The 15,735-nt window shown below is 24.4% G+C and carries 14 protein-coding genes and 3 tRNA genes; 8 read left to right on the top strand and 9 right to left on the bottom strand.

Annotated elements, in window-relative coordinates; genetic code table 11:
* The first annotated feature begins 33 nt into the window (after positions 1-33).
* On the top strand, positions 34-1,578 hold the full coding sequence (murJ, locus tag D9V70_RS01715; protein ID WP_158356035.1) for a murein biosynthesis integral membrane protein MurJ: 1,545 nt from the start codon (positions 34-36) through the stop codon (positions 1,576-1,578).
* A gap of 139 nt (positions 1,579-1,717) precedes the next feature.
* Positions 1,718-2,773 carry an OmpA family protein gene (locus tag D9V70_RS01710; protein ID WP_158356034.1) on the top strand — a complete coding sequence of 352 codons (1,056 nt, stop codon included), beginning with the start codon at positions 1,718-1,720 and terminating at the stop codon, positions 2,771-2,773.
* Between the two features lie 104 nt (positions 2,774-2,877).
* Here D9V70_RS01710 and D9V70_RS01705 read toward each other — a convergent pair.
* Positions 2,878-2,962 (bottom strand) — tRNA-Ser (locus tag D9V70_RS01705).
* Between the two features lie 153 nt (positions 2,963-3,115).
* Here D9V70_RS01705 and D9V70_RS01700 point away from each other — a divergent pair.
* Positions 3,116-3,186: transfer RNA gene (locus D9V70_RS01700), tRNA-Cys, on the top strand.
* Between the two features lie 4 nt (positions 3,187-3,190).
* Positions 3,191-3,278, top strand: a tRNA-Leu gene (locus D9V70_RS01695).
* 16 nt (positions 3,279-3,294) lie between these two features.
* Here the strand turns inward: D9V70_RS01695 and rsmC are convergent.
* Positions 3,295-4,314: a 16S rRNA (guanine(1207)-N(2))-methyltransferase RsmC gene (gene rsmC, locus D9V70_RS01690; protein ID WP_158356033.1), complete on the bottom strand. Its 1,020-nt coding sequence runs from the start codon at positions 4,312-4,314 to the stop codon at positions 3,295-3,297.
* A 156-nt stretch (positions 4,315-4,470) separates the two neighbouring features.
* Here rsmC and minC point away from each other — a divergent pair, with 156 nt between their 5' ends.
* From minC to minE, 3 genes are read left to right on the top strand one after another with little or no spacing between them, the layout of a single operon-like run.
* Positions 4,471-5,202, top strand: coding sequence for a septum site-determining protein MinC (minC, locus tag D9V70_RS01685; protein ID WP_158356032.1), 732 nt, complete (start codon positions 4,471-4,473; stop codon positions 5,200-5,202).
* Between the two features lie 26 nt (positions 5,203-5,228).
* Entirely contained in the window at positions 5,229-6,041 is an 813-nt protein-coding gene (minD, locus tag D9V70_RS01680; protein ID WP_158356031.1) for a septum site-determining protein MinD, read from the top strand.
* Positions 6,042-6,043: 2 nt separating this feature from the next.
* On the top strand, positions 6,044-6,295 hold the full coding sequence (gene minE, locus D9V70_RS01675; RefSeq protein ID WP_158356030.1) for a cell division topological specificity factor MinE: 252 nt from the start codon (positions 6,044-6,046) through the stop codon (positions 6,293-6,295).
* Between the two features lie 156 nt (positions 6,296-6,451).
* Here minE and tsaB read toward each other — a convergent pair whose 3' ends face one another.
* The 5 genes from tsaB to zwf form a co-directional block, all read right to left on the bottom strand.
* The gene (tsaB, locus tag D9V70_RS01670) at positions 6,452-7,114 is read right to left on the bottom strand and encodes a tRNA (adenosine(37)-N6)-threonylcarbamoyltransferase complex dimerization subunit type 1 TsaB (RefSeq protein WP_158356029.1); all 663 of its coding nucleotides are present in this window, start codon (positions 7,112-7,114) and stop codon (positions 6,452-6,454) included.
* 47 nt (positions 7,115-7,161) lie between these two features.
* Complete coding sequence (locus D9V70_RS01665; RefSeq protein ID WP_158356028.1) at positions 7,162-8,739, bottom strand: TerC family protein; 1,578 nt, start codon at positions 8,737-8,739, stop codon at positions 7,162-7,164.
* 407 nt (positions 8,740-9,146) lie between these two features.
* Positions 9,147-9,356 (bottom strand): transcription antiterminator/RNA stability regulator CspE, encoded by a 210-nt coding sequence (gene cspE / locus D9V70_RS01660; protein ID WP_158340647.1) that lies wholly within the window; start codon positions 9,354-9,356, stop codon positions 9,147-9,149.
* Positions 9,357-9,702: 346 nt separating this feature from the next.
* Complete coding sequence (gene htpX, locus D9V70_RS01655; protein WP_158356027.1) at positions 9,703-10,581, bottom strand: protease HtpX; 879 nt, start codon at positions 10,579-10,581, stop codon at positions 9,703-9,705.
* Between the two features lie 161 nt (positions 10,582-10,742).
* Positions 10,743-12,215, bottom strand: a complete 1,473-nt coding sequence (zwf, locus tag D9V70_RS01650; RefSeq protein ID WP_158356026.1) for a glucose-6-phosphate dehydrogenase — start codon at positions 12,213-12,215, stop codon at positions 10,743-10,745.
* Between the two features lie 284 nt (positions 12,216-12,499).
* On the opposite strand from zwf, the gene pyk reads away from it, so the two are divergent.
* Positions 12,500-13,942 carry a pyruvate kinase gene (pyk, locus tag D9V70_RS01645; protein WP_158356025.1) on the top strand — a complete coding sequence of 481 codons (1,443 nt, stop codon included), beginning with the start codon at positions 12,500-12,502 and terminating at the stop codon, positions 13,940-13,942.
* Positions 13,943-13,998: 56 nt separating this feature from the next.
* Here pyk and mepM read toward each other — a convergent pair whose 3' ends face one another.
* Both mepM and D9V70_RS01635 read right to left on the bottom strand, forming a co-directional pair.
* Complete coding sequence (gene mepM / locus D9V70_RS01640; RefSeq protein WP_158356024.1) at positions 13,999-15,246, bottom strand: murein DD-endopeptidase MepM; 1,248 nt, start codon at positions 15,244-15,246, stop codon at positions 13,999-14,001.
* A gap of 10 nt (positions 15,247-15,256) precedes the next feature.
* The coding region (locus D9V70_RS01635) for a metal ABC transporter solute-binding protein, Zn/Mn family (RefSeq protein WP_172599338.1) at positions 15,257-15,735 on the bottom strand (479 nt) is incomplete at its 5' end.

Raw genomic sequence — 15,735 nt, 5'->3', positions numbered from 1 at the left:
TTAGGTTTTTTATAGGTAACAGGTTGTTTTAACATGAATCTTTTAAAACCTTTCATATCAGTTAGTGCTATGACTTTAATATCTCGAATATTAGGTTTTATCCGAGATGTTCTAATTGCTAATACATTTGGTGCTTCTTTTTACACAGATGTTTTTTTTGTATCTTTTAAAATTCCTAACTTATTACGTCGTATTTTTTCAGATGGTGCATTTTCTCAAGCATTTATTCCTATATTAATGGAGTATAGATCGACTAAAGATAAAAAATCTATGGAAGAATTTATTTCTTCTACATTTGGTTTTATGATTTTTATTGTGCTTTTTTTTACAATATTAGGAATGTTTTTTTCTCGTTTTTTAATCTCATTAAATGCACCAGGTTTTTTAGAATCATTAGAAAAATTAACGTTGTCTACACATTTATTGACAATTATGTTCCCATATATTTTATTTATTTCGTTGTCTTCATTTTTTTCATCAATTTTATATAGTTGGAATTATTTTTTTATACCTTCTTTATCTCCAATTTTTCTAAATCTTAGTATTATTTTTTTTTCTTCTTGTTGTAGTTCTTTTTTCCATCCTTCTATTGTTGCTTTAGCATGGTCTGTTATTATAGGTGGTTTTTTTCAATTACTTTATCAACTTCCTTTTTTATATAACATAAATATGTTAGTAATGCCAAATATTAGTTGGAATAATATTGGTCTTATAAAAGTTTTGAAAAAAATAGGACCTGCTGTTTTAGGAACTTCTGCTAATCAAATCTCTTTGATAATTAATACTATTTTTAGTTCATTGCTTAATGCGGGATCGATATCTTGGATATATTATGCTGATAGATTAATAGAATTTCCAATAGGTATATTAGGTGTATCCTTAAATACAATTTTATTTACATCGCTCTCTAAGACTCATAAAAAAAATAAAAAATCAGAATATAAAAAACTACTTCATTGGGGATTGCAAATCAGTTTAATTTTATCAATACCTAGTGCTGTAATTATTTTTATACTTGCAAAACCTATTATTATTGTTCTTTTCCAATATGGAAAATTTACATATTTTGATGTTTTAATGACTGAACAAGTATTAAAATATTATTCTTTTGGTTTAATTTCTTTTATCTTAGTAAAGATATTATCTTCTGCTTTTTATTCTTGCGAAAAAACGAATATTCCTATGAAAATTTCATTTTTTGCATTGTTGTTAACACAGTTAATGAATCCATTTTTAATTTTTTATTTTAAACATTCAGGTTTAGCTTTATCTATTAGTATCTCTAGTTGGATAAACTTTTTATTACTTTACTTTGAATTATATAAAAGGAAAATGATTTTTTTTAACTTTCGTGAATTAATTTTCATTTTAAAATTAATCATATCAACATTAGTAATGGTTGTTATTTTATTATTAGTATTAAACGTCATGCCTCTTTGGGATATAGGTTCTTTTTATAATAAAATAATACGTTTGATTTTTATTTTTTTTATTTCTGGGGCAGTATATTTACTTATGTTATATCTTTTAGGAATACATATATTAAATTTTTCTTATAAAATCTCTCGATTATCATAAGAATGATATTCATGACACAATTAAAATTGTTAATGTATTATTCATATAATATTTAATATATAATATATTTTTAATAATATATTTTTATATTATGTAATACTAACTATTTTAATTTATCTAAAAATAAGGGAGTTTTCAAATGAAAAAACGAGCTCTTGCTATCATATTTGTATTAGCAAGTTTAGTTGCGTCTGTTCAAGCTAAAGAACAAAATGGATGGTATTTAGGAACAAAGATTGGATGGTCTTACTTTAATCCTTTAAAGTATAGTTATGATGCTAAAAAATCTAAACAGTTAGAAGATAACTTTATTTTAAAAGAAAACTTAAGTGCTCCAATTATTGGAGTTTTTTTAGGATATGAATTCAATCCATATTTTGGATTAGAAATAGAAAATAATACTAATGGTTTTTTCCCTCATAAAATATTTCAAAAAAACAATATACATATGCAAGCTAATAGTGTACAACTTGCAACAAAATTATCATATCCACTAACAGACAGTTTACATGTCTATACTAAATTAGGTGGAATAATTTTTTGGGATGATCTTGTTTCTAAAGAGAATTTAAACAATATGTTTACTCCAAATAGTTCATTATTTCCTAGTGTTTCTTTAGGAGCGGAGTATATTTTTAACGAAAAATTTATTACTAGATTAGATTATACATGGAAAAACAAAGTTAAAAATATAGTGGATTTATCTATTAAACCTTCTTTAGGAGATGCGGTTTTTTCTTTTGGATGGAAGTTTGGAAAAACACATATAAATGATTTGTTTTCAACTTATAATACTAATTTATTAAACAAGCAATATAATGCATTAAATGAAAACATTAATTTTCCCTTTAATAGTGCAGATTTAAAACCTATCTCTTATGATAAACTTAACGAATTAGATGATAATATCAAAAAAATGCAACTAAAAAATGTTTCAATTGTTCTTTTGGGGCATGCAGACAGAATCGGTAATGAAGAGTATAATCAAAAATTATCTGAAGATCGTGCTTATAGCATTAAAAATTACTTAACTTCTCATGGATTTTCTAGAGATCAAATTGTTGTTCAAGGAATGGGACAGCTTTATCCATTAACTAATCAAGTTTGTAAAGATGTTAAAAATCGATCTTTACTTATTAGTTGTTTAGCTCCTGATCGTCGTGTAGAAATTGAAGTATTATCAGATGTTAAATAGCATATACTATGTAGTATTAATAAGATTTAATATTATCTTTTTTAGTATTTAAGAAAATATTAATAATTAAGAAAGGTTTTATTAAGATTTTTTATTTTAATTTTCGGAGAGAGAGAGATTCGAACTCTCGGATGATTTCTCATCGGCGGTTTTCAAGACCGCTGCCTTAAACCACTCGGCCATCTCTCCGTTATCAAAATTTTTATATAAATTTTATAATAAATCATTATATTACTTATTGTAAAGATAATTTTATCCTTTTATATATATTTTTAATATTTTTTATAAAAAATATTTTTTTTGTTTGTAATTTTTATTTTTTTTTCTTATAATAAAAATATAGGCGTGTTGACAGATTGGATATGTAGCGGATTGCAAATCCGTATAACCCGGTTCGATTCCGGGATACGCCTCTAAGCCCGGATGGTGAAATTGGTAGACACAAGGGACTTAAAATCCCTCGGCTTTTATAGCTTTGCGGGTTCAAGTCCCGCTCCGGGTACCAATAATATTTTTTATATTTATATTAAAAAAGCTTGATATACTTTATACTTATTGTTTATTTTTAATATAGAATATTTTTTAAAAGTTTTTTTTAATAAAAAATCATATTTAAAGCAACTGTTTGTTACAAATCTAAATTCACCATTTCTGTTTAAATATTGTATAGAGTAAAATATCATTTTTTTAATTATATTAAAATTTATTTTTAGATCTTCATGAAAAGGTGGATTAGAAATAATTAAATCAAATTTGTTAAATATATTCGAATATAAATCACTAAGTATAACTTCTCCTTTTAAATGATTAGTATGTAGAGTTTCTTTACTACATTTTAATGCAGCTACGTTATTATCTATTAAAGTTAAAATTACATCAGGAGAAGAACGTAATAAAGATACCGATAAAAATCCTGTTCCGCTACCTACATCCAAAACTTTTCCAGTTATATTTTTTGAAAAAGTAGAAGCAAGAAACTTGCTTCCTTCATCGATTTTTTTATAACCAAAAACACCCGGTAAAGATTTTATAAAAAATTCCTTCCATGTATGTATTTTAAAAAAATCTTCTATTACAAATTTTATTTTTTTTATTAAACAACCAAAAATTAATATAGAATGTTTTGCATTATCTATTATTTTTAAATTAATTAATTTTTTTAATATTAATGGTGCGCTTTTTATTCCGCTAGAATTATTTCCAACTATAAAAATTTCAGTTCCTATTGAAAAACAAGACATTATATTAATTAATTGAAATTCCGATTCAGATTTATTTTTATTCCAATAATAAATTATTGTATTACAATCTTGAATCATTTTTTTTGAAATTAATAAATTATTATAAATATCAACATTTTTAATATTTTTGATTTTCTGAAAATTAATGTAATCATTATATTTTGGGAAGTTTATTATAGTTTTATTGGTTAATAAGTACATTGGAAATTTATCTTTTATATTTCCTGAAAAAAATACTTTTTTCTTTTCAAATATTTTACTATTACGTAATATGAGTTGACTAGTTTTAGAAAACAACAAAATTAAATTATTCCTTTTGGTTTAAATAGATTTAAAACTAAAAAAATAGAAATTGTTATCATAATATATTTATATTATAATTTACACATATAAAATTTTATTATTTTTTATTGAAAGTTTTATGTGCATATAAGCAAATATTATTGAGCAATAAATATGCAAAAAAAATCTATTGAAATTAAAGGCAGTAATTTTACATTATTAGTATTATATTTAAATAATAATAATTTAGATTTGATTAATAAATCATTGTATAAAAAAATACAAGAATGTCCGAATTTTTTTAAAAATGCACCTGTAATTGTTAATATTTCAGGTTTATCTAATATAGAAGATTGGAAAAAAATTCAAGAAATAATTATTTTTCATGGTTTTAACATAGTTGGTGTTAGTGGTTGTAAAAATGATATTTTAAAAAAAAATATTATTAGTTTAGGATTACCTGTTTTATCAGAAAATAAAAAAAATATTAACCATAATATAAATATCATTGATAATTCTTATGTTAATTTCTTGCATAAAGAAAAGGAAATTTTTATCAAAAAAACAAAAAAAATAGAAAAAACTCACATTATAGATATACCTGTACGTTCAGGTCAAAAAATTTATGCAAAACATGCAGATTTAATAGTAATTAATAATGTTAGTGCTGGAGCAGAATTAGTAGCAGATGGAAATATTCATATTTATGGTATTGTTCGCGGTAGAGTTCTTGCAGGTGCTAATGGAGATACTACTAGAAAAATTTTTTGTACAGGATTATTTGCAGAATTAGTTTCTATATCTGGTGAATATTGGTTATCAGATCAAATACCTTCAAAATTTATTGGAAAATCAGCTCAAATTTACTTAAAAAATAAATTTTTAACTATAAATCCTCTCGGTTAAGTATGTTTTTTTAAGGATATTTTTATATGACACGGATCATTGTAATAACTTCAGGGAAAGGAGGTGTAGGTAAAACTACTTCAAGTGCAGCAATTGGAACTGGTTTAGCGAAGAAAGGTAAAAAAACTGTTGTCATAGATTTCGATATAGGACTAAGAAATTTAGATTTAATAATGGGATGTGAACGTAGAGTAGTTTATGACTTTATTAATGTTATTCAAGGTGATGCAAATTTAAATCAAGCATTAATTAGAGATAAAAAAACAAATAATTTATTTATTCTACCAGCATCACAAACTCGAGATAAAGATGCTTTAACATATATAGGAGTTGAAAAAGTTTTAGAAGAGCTTATAAGAATGCAATTTGATTTTATTATTTGTGATTCACCTGCCGGAATTGAAACCGGTGCAATTTTAGCGATATATTTTGCCGATGAAGCTATTATTACAACTAATCCAGAAGTTTCTTCAGTACGAGATTCTGATCGAATCTTAGGAATTATTTCATCTAAATCAAAAAGAGCCAAACAAAATCAAATTCCTATTAAAGAGTATCTTTTATTAACACGTTATAATCCTACTCGTGTTAAAAAAGGGGAAATGTTAAGTATGAAAGATGTTTTAGAAATCCTTCAAATACCTATAATTGGTTTAATTCCAGAAGATCCATCTGTTCTGCGTTCATCTAATCAAGGAGAATCTATAATATTAGACGTTAATTCAAATGCAGGGCATGCTTATTTTGATACTGTTAATCGATTACTAGGTGAAAAACATAATTTTCGTTTTATTGAAGAAGAGAGAAAAGGTTTTTTTCAACGTTTATTCGGGAGATAGATATGGCTTTGTTGGACTTTTTTTTATCCCGACACAAAAATACTGCTAATATCGCAAAAGAACGATTACAAATAATTATTGCAGAACAAAGAAAATACAATAACGAACCAGATTATTTTCCACAATTAAAACGTGAAATATTATCTGTAATTTGTAAATACGTAAATATTGAACCTAATATGGTAACTGTACAATTAGAACAAAAAAATCAAGATATTTCTATATTAGAACTAAATATTATCTTGCCTGATTAGAAAATAGTAATTTAAATATATTAAAGTTGATTAAAGCAAATAAAAATTAGTTTTTATCATACATTTTATAATATTATGCTGTTACAACATAATCAATACTGAATATATTTTTAACAATTTCAGTATTGATTTATTTAATAGATTTAATTTTCTACATTAGAAGTCATATAAATAATTTATACTATTTGCAGCAAAGTAGTTTTTCTTTTTTTTCTTTATTTCTAATAAGATAAAGGGAATAATATCTCTTGCATTAGGAAAAAAATATTTTTTATCATTAATATTTAACAATCTTTTAGATTTAATATCTTGTTCTTCATTACTAACCAGAGTCCATTTTTTTTTTAAATTTGTTATTTTTGTTTCAAGTAATTTTTTTTCAAGAAGAATTTCTGTATTTTCTCCTATCCAAATAGATTCTTTGTTTTTTGTATATTTTCCCCAATAAATATGTGTTTTTTTTGCTGTTATTAAAACTATTATTCGTTTTCTTTTATATTTTCTCCATGCTTTTTCAGCCATGATTGCTAAAGTTGAAACACCAATAATAGGAATATTTAAGACTAATGATAAACTTTGCGCAATGCCTGCCGCAATACGTAAACCAGTAAAGCTTCCAGGTCCTTTTGCAAAACCAATATAATCTAATTCTTTTAACTTAGTTTTTGTTTGGAATAATATTTTTTCAAGCATAGGAAGCATTTTTTTAGTATGTGTTTTTTTACATTCTTCTGAAAGGGAATATATGTAATTTTTTTTATATATTGAGATCGAACAATGATCTATTGAAGTATCAAATGCTAAAATTGTTTTAGACATACTTATCTCAAAAAAAATATAAAGTTTTTAGTAAAATATATGAATTATCATTTTAAGCTTGCTTGAATATCATCTTGATGTTTTATAATTCTAACTAAATCAATTTTATATTCTGTTGCTTTAATAATATGAAAATGAAAGGGATGAATATAAATGATTTCTCCTGTCATAGGCAATTGGCCTTTTTGAGCAATTAATAATCCTCCTAAAGAAGCATAATTATTTTCTTTAATTAGTTCTTCAGTATTAAGTAATTGTTGTAATGAATGTAAATCAGTTTCTCCCTTTACTAACCAACTGTTATTTTCTTTTATAATATCTGGTGTTTCATCTGCATCTGGAAATTCTCCTGCTATTGCTTCCAAAACATCTAAAGGTGTTATTAATCCTTGTACAACGCCAAATTCATTGCTAACAATCACAAAACTTCCCTGAGCACGTCTAAGTACACCAAGAAGATTGATAGGATCTAAAGTATCAGGTATTATAATTGGCAATATTTTACTTGAAAAATTAGATACATCTATTTTTTCTTCAAGAGCAACTAATAGTTCTTTAGCACGAACAATTCCTATTATTTCATCTAATTCTCCTTTACATACTGGAAACAAGCTATGAGGAGTATCTAATAATTGCATACGAATTTCATCGGTACTTTTTTCTGTATTTACCCAAGAAATATTACTTCTTGGAGTCATGATACTTCTAATAGATCTACCAGCTAAAGTAAGAACTCCATTAATCATATATCTTTCTTCATCTTTAAATGTTTCCATTTCTGAAGAAGATTGAACAGATTTCGTGGTAGTATTATTTGTTTTTTGTTTTATTTTTTCTTTTTCGTGTTTTTCTTTTATCATTAATCGTAAAATAGCTTCGGCAGCTCTTTGTCTCATAGGTCTTCTAGATTGATTTTTCATAAAATTATGACGAGCGATTTGATTAAAAATTTCTATTAAAATAGAAAAACCTATCGCAGCATATAAGTACCCTTTTGGTATATAAAATTTTAAAGCTTCTGTTACTAAACTAAAACCAATCATTAATAGAAAACTAAGACATAATACTACTACCGTTTGATGAAGATTAATAAAATTAGTTAAAGTTTTTGATGCTAATAACATTAAAATCGTTGCTAATATAACAGCAATCATCATGATTAATAATTGATTTACCATGCCTACTGCTGTTATAATAGCGTCTAATGAAAAGACAGCATCTAAGACTACTATTTGAATCACAACAGCCCAAAAACCTGCATAATTTTTATTTTCTGAACTTTCATGATGATTACTTTCTAATCGTTCGTGTAATTCCATTGTAGTTTTAAATAATAAAAATAAACCACCAAATAAAAGAATAACATCACGTATTGATAAAGAGAAAAAATTATTATTAATAATAGGAGAAGTAAGTGTTACGATCCAAGATATTAATGATAGAAGTGCTAAACGCATTATTAGTGCTAATCCCAAACCAATTAATCGTGCTTTATCTCTTTGATTCGGAGGTAGTTTTTCTGATAAAATTGCTACAAAAATTAAATTATCGATTCCTAATACTACTTCTAGAACAACTAAAGTTAACAAACCTGCCCAAGTTGACGGGTCTAAAAAAAACTCCATCAGAAAAACTCCATAAAAAAAAATAGGACAGTGTAATATTCAACTTATTTTGAAATATATCATGTATAGAAATTTGATATACTCTATATTTTTGAATACATTTAGAAAAACAAAAAAATTTGAATAAATTTAGGTCATATATGAGTGAGTATATTTTATGAGAGATTGCATCTGTGCACTTAGAACTTAATATACTATGTTGATATATAGTCATTAAAAAATTAATATTTTAATTAAAATATATCTTTTTAATAATTAAACATGCTAAATGTTAATAGATTATTTTAGAGGTTAAAAAATCAAACAGTTTTTAATAGAAAAATAAAGTTATATAATCAAAATAATTGAATTTTTAAAATCAAGACCTCTGATCTTTATAACAGAGGACTTATAATTTAAATAGTGTTTTATATAGAAAAAACATTTACCGCTGCTGGTCCTTTTTGACCATCTTGTATTTCGAATTCAACATTTTGTCCTTCAGTTAATGTTTTAAATCCGTTTCCTTGAATTGAAGAAAAATGAACAAAAACATCTTTACTACCATCTGATGGTGTAATAAAACCAAAACCTTTAGATTCGTTGAACCACTTAACTTGACCTTTAATTTTAGCCATTTTATAACTTCCTTACGAATATTTATTAGTCTTAAATTCTAATTTATAGAGAAAAAAACACTACTTACTACTGTTATAAGGCACGAATTTAGGATTTTTCAAGAGAAGTTGTATCAACGTCTTTACTCTAAATTTTATAAATTTTAATATTCTATGCATAAACAGAATTGTAACTGATTTTTTTACCTAAAAATTTAATTAAAAATTAAAATTTAATAATAAAAATTATATTATTTATCATAATATAACATTTTTATAGAAAAACACAAGTTTATTTTTTTAGATATTGATAATTTTATTTTTTTCTCTTAATAGAATTTTTTCTATTAAGAGAAGATGATTTTGATTACATATATTCTTGGTTTTTTAATGCTTCTATTCTTTTTTCTAAAGAAGGATGAGAAGCAAATAATTTAAAAAAAGAATTAGATTTTCCATTTATACACAATGCAATCATATTATCAGATTCTTGTGGTTCATAACTTGTTTTTAAACGATTTAATGCAGAAATCATTTTTTCACTACCTACTAACTTAGCAGAACGAGCGTCAGCATAAAATTCTCTATGTCTAGAAAACCACATTGTAATAACACTCGCTAATATACCAAAGATTAATTCTAATGATGTAGATATTATAAAATATACAAATGAATTTTTTTCTTCTGCATTATTTTCACTTCGGTTATTTGATATAATATTACTTATAATTTGTGATAACATTCGAGATATAAAAATAACAAAGGTATTTACTACTCCTTGTACTAAAGTCATAGTAATCATATCGCCATTTGAAATATGAGCAATTTCATGAGCGATAACAGCTTCTGCTTCATTGCGCGTCATATTTTCCAATAAACCTGTAGACACAGCAATTAAAGCGGAGTTGCGACGTGCTCCTGTTGCAAAAGCATTTATATCAGGAGCTTGATATATAGCTATTTGAGGCATAATAATACCAGTTTTAATAGATTGTTCGCGTACTTTATTTATTAACCAACTTTCTATCTCATTGCGAGGATGTGTAATAATTTCACCATTTACAGAACGTAATGCAATCCATTTAGATAACATCAATGATATAATAGAGCCACTAAAACCAAATAATCCGGAAATAATCAGTATACCGTAAACACTATCAGATTGAACGCCTGTAATACTAAGGATTAAACTAAATATTAACATAACTGCTAAATTAGTTAATAAGAAAAGAATAATACGTATCATAAGATATTATCTTCCTCTATTAGCAAAATAAATATTAAAAAAATAATTTTATTGTTTTTTTAAATATATAAACATGTTATATTGTTTTATTTAAAAAAATCTCAAAAAATTAGTGTTCAAGCTAACATAATTAGATCAATTAAGTCAAGATAGATAATTTTTTAATTAAATTCATACCAAACACGATTATCACGAGAAAGTAATAAATTTGAATTTTCAGGCCCCCAAGTACCAGATTTATATAACTGTATTTCATTATTTTTTGTTTTTTTCCAGGCTTCTACAATTGGATCTATCCATTTCCATGATTCTTCTATTTCTTCACGAGAAACAAACAAAGATTGTATACCTCTCATACTTTCTAATAGTAATCTTTCATAAGCATCAATTAAATTGATAGATTTTTTTTTAGAGTAATTAGATTTTAAATAAGAATTTTCTAATTTATATTCTTGATCTAGTCCTGGCCTTTTATTTAAAAACTCAATTTTAATATTTTCATTAGGTTCTAAACGTAGAATTAATTTATTTTGAAATTCTTGTAAATTTGAATTTTTAAATAAATTTACAGGAATTTTTTTAAAAAATACCACTATTTCAGAATATTTATGTGGCAATCGTTTACCTGTTCTTAAATAAAATGGAACACCAAACCACTTTTTGTTGTCAATATTAACCTTAATAGCAACAAATGTTTCAGTTTGACTATTTTTTTTTGCATCCTCTTCTTTTATATAAGAAGGTACATTTTTCCCTTTTATAGTTCCAGATGAATATTGCCCTCTAACAGTATGTGTATTTACATTATGATTACTAATAGATTTTAAACAACGTAAAATTTTTAATTTTTCAGCTTTAATGCTTTCAGATGTAATACTTTCTGGTTGATCCATTGCGATAATAGTTAATATTTGTAAAATATGATTTTGTACCATATCTTTCATTTGTCCTGTATTATTGAAGTAATTCCATCTACCTTCAATGCCTACTTCTTCAGATACAGTAATTTGAATATGATCAATTATTTCATTATTCCAATTATGAAAAAATAAAGAATTGGAAAAACGTAATGCAATTAAGTTGAGTATAGATTCTTTTCCAAGATAGTGATCTATTCTAAATATTTGAGATTCTGTAAAATATTTAGAAATTTGATTATTAATTTTTTTCGATGATTCTAAACAAACACCTAATGGTTTTTCTAAAATTATTCGAGATGAATCAGGATTAAGACTAGCATTTTTTAGTCCTATAAAAATAGAATGCAATGTATTAGGAGGCATAGCGCAATAATAAATTATTATATTTTTTTTTTGATTTAGTATTTTTTTTAATCTAAAAAAATGTAATTTTTCATAAACATCAATATTACAAAAATATAAACGAGTACTAAATTTTTTCCAAATAATATCATCTATTTTTTCATTCAAAAAACTTTTTATTGCTGTTTTTGCTATTTTTATATATTCTTGTATGTTCCAGTCGGCACGACCTGCCCCAATAATACGTGTATTTTTATGTATTTTGTTTAATTTTTCTAATTTGTATAAAGCAGGTAATAATTTTCGTTTTGACAAATCTCCTTTTGCACCAAAAATTACTAAATCGCAAGCTTGATTTATTTCTATAATCATAACCTTCTCTTTTTTAAAAATTTATATATCAAATTTAAAATATTTAATTTAATAAACTAATATAGTTTTATTTCAAACAGTAAGAAATTTAATTGACATATAAAATCTTGAATGTGAAATAATATTATTATTTAATATTCTTTAATTTTACTAAATAACTAAAAAAATATAAATAAATATTTTATTCTGATGATTAATTGAAAATTTAATTTTTAAAATAAGAATAGGTATAAGTTTTGTAAAAATATTTTTAATTTATTCTAAAAATAAAAAGGGTTGTTTTTATGTTAAATCGTTTAAGAAGAACAAAAATTGTAGCTACTTTAGGACCATCTACGGATATTGAAAATAATCTTGAAAAAATAATTCGTTGCGGAGTAAATGTTTTGCGATTAAATTTTTCTCATGGTTCAGCAATTGAACATGAATTAAGAGCAAAACAAGCAAAAAAAATTATGAATGATTTAAATTGTCACATCGCATTGCTAGGTGATTTACAAGGTCCTAAAATCCGCATTTCTAAATTTAAAAAAAATAAAGTTTTTCTAACAATTGGTGATTTTTTTATATTGGATTCTTTTTTAAAAGAAGATGAAGGAACTGCAGAAAGAGTAGGAATTGATTATAAACAATTGCCTCAAGATTTAAAAAAATACGATATTTTATTATTAGATGATGGAAGAATACAATTACAAGTTATAGAAGTAAACAATAATGAAATACTTACAAAAGTAATTATAGGTGGAATTTTATCTAATAATAAAGGTATTAATAAATTAGGTGGTGGATTATCAGCTAATTCACTTACTAAAAAAGATGAAAAAGACATAATACTTGCATGTAAAATTGATGTAGATTATTTAGCAATATCATTTCCTAGATGTAGTGAAGACTTAAAAAAAGCTAGAAAATTAGCTGAAAAATCTCATAGTAAAGCGAAGATTATCGCTAAAATAGAACGTGCTGAAGCAGTTATGAATGAAAAAACTATAGAAGACATTATATTATCTTCTGATGGAATCATGATAGCTAGAGGAGATTTAGGAGTAGAAATTGGTGATTCTGAATTAGCTGGAATTCAAAAAAAATTGATTAGAACAGCAAGACAATTAAATAGAATAGTAATTACTGCAACACAAATGATGGAATCTATGATTACTAATCCCTCTCCTACTCGTGCTGAAGTAATGGACGTAGCTAATGCTGTTTTAGATGGTAGTGACGCAGTTATGCTTTCTGCTGAAACTGCATCAGGTAAATATCCATCAGAAACTGTTATTAAAATGGCAAAAATTTGTAAAGGTGCGGAAAAAGTACCTAGCATTAACGTATCTAGACATCGTCTTAATATTATATTTAATAATATTGAAGAAACAATTGCTATGTCAGCTATGTATGCTGCTAATCATTTAAAGGGCATTACAGCAATTATTACAATGACTGAATCAGGTAAAACTGCATTAATGACTTCTAGAATTACATCTGGACTACCTATTTTTGCTTTATCTAAACATGCTAAAACCTTAAATTTATCAAGTCTTTATAGAGGTGTTATTCCTATTTATTTTGATAGTAAATATGATGGTTTTAAAGCTGCTAATGAAGCTATTATATTATTGTGTAAAAAAGGTTTTTTACATATTAATGATTTAGTTATTGTAACTCAAGGTGATATTATGGGAAAAATCGGAAAAACTAATACTATAAAAATTTTAAAAGTTAGATAATTATTTTATATTTAATGAAACAATGTATTAATGTAAACATAGTTTTAAATATTTTATCAATTCAAATATTTTAAAATTTTTCTTAATTCTTTTAAATAAGTTTTTTTTTCTTTCTTGTTTAGTGTATTAGAATGTTTAAACATAATCTTTACAGGATTTACTGCATGATTATCAATCCAAATTTCATAATGTAAGTGTGGACCTGTAGTGCGACCAGTATTTCCTGATAAACCAATTCTTTGTCCAATTTTTACAATATCACCTGTTTTGACTAATATTTTTTTAAGATGCATATACTTAGTCATATAATGATCTTGATCTTTTAATGTAATGTAAAATCCGGCTATTTTATTAAAACATGCTTTAATAATTTTTCCATTAGTAGTAGCCAAAACAGGTGTTCCTTGAGGCATTGCAAAATCAACACCTAAATGTGGAGTGACACGATGAGTAACTGGATTAATGCGATGTAAGTTAAAATTAGAAGAAATTCGATATTTTTTTAAAAATGAGAAATTGATAAAATATGTTTTTTTACTATATCCATTAAGATCATAAAAATTACCGTTAAACGCTCGTATAGAATAATATTTTTGTCCAGAATTATTTAATTTTACACCTAATAATAAATTTTTTTTATTATTTGTATTATGTAAAAAAATTAAATTAAAAATACTATTAATATCTAATGTACGAAAATCTACTTGCCATTCAATAGCTTTAATAACATTGTTGATATCAAATTGATTTAAACCTGATTTTAATGCACTATTAATAAAAGTTGAATTTTTTTTTATTAATATAGTTTTATGTATGAGAAAATTGTTTAGAGCAATATTTGACAATAGTTGATTTTTATCTCTTTTATATATTTTTCTTTGAAAATCTGAAATCTTCCATATTAATTCTATTAATTTACCTGATTCACTAACTTTCCAAGATAAACTTTGACTATTTTTTAAATTTTTTAAGATTAACTTATCTATTGAAATTAATTTTAATATATCTTTTTCATTGACGCCAGATTTATGAAGCAATGAAATAATTGTTTCGTTTTTTTTCACAATACAATGATATTTTTTGACAATATTTAAATGTTTTAAATTATTTCTTTTTGAATATTCTCTTTTTTCTATGTTTTGATTTGTTTTTTTATCGTATAATAAAATATTTTTATTTTTGTTTTGAAATAAAACGTCACAACCTGATAAAAATATACATATCATTATACTATTAATCAGAATAAAAGTAATTTTATAAATAAAATAAAAATGCAATAAAAAAACTTTGTAAATTTGCTGCACTTTTTTTTCCTTACGGTGTTTGCAAGCAGCGAATATATTGATTAGATAACTGTAGAAGAAAGATTAGATAGCTATTCTTATGTAGTGGAATTGCAATCCCAATCGAATCAAGTATACCCTTACGAATATTTGTTCCACGTATTATAGTATCAATTATATTTTTATTGAATTGTAATTCTGTAAAAATACATGTTGCTTTTTTTTGCAATAAATCTTGTTTTATTTCATATAAATTTCGAGCTCCTACTTGTACTCTTGATAGTTTTTCAAAATTTCCTAATGAATTTAACTTATAATGTTTTTCAAAATATTTATAAATATTTTGAACAGTGAAATATTTTTTTTCTTTAATAGGTAAAAAATTTGTACTTATATCCTTATCTAATTTTAATAGATTTGCTTTAAATTCTTGAAGATTATGATCAATTATTTTTTTTTTCTGAGGTTTTATTTTTATTAACATATCATGTATAATAATTGCAGATTCTA

Source organism: Buchnera aphidicola (Lipaphis pseudobrassicae), from assembly GCF_005081185.1.
Classification (GTDB): Bacteria; Pseudomonadota; Gammaproteobacteria; order Enterobacterales; family Enterobacteriaceae; genus Buchnera; species Buchnera aphidicola_AD.
Note: the sequence above shows the minus strand (reverse complement) of the source record. Positions and strands in the feature narration are given on the sequence as shown.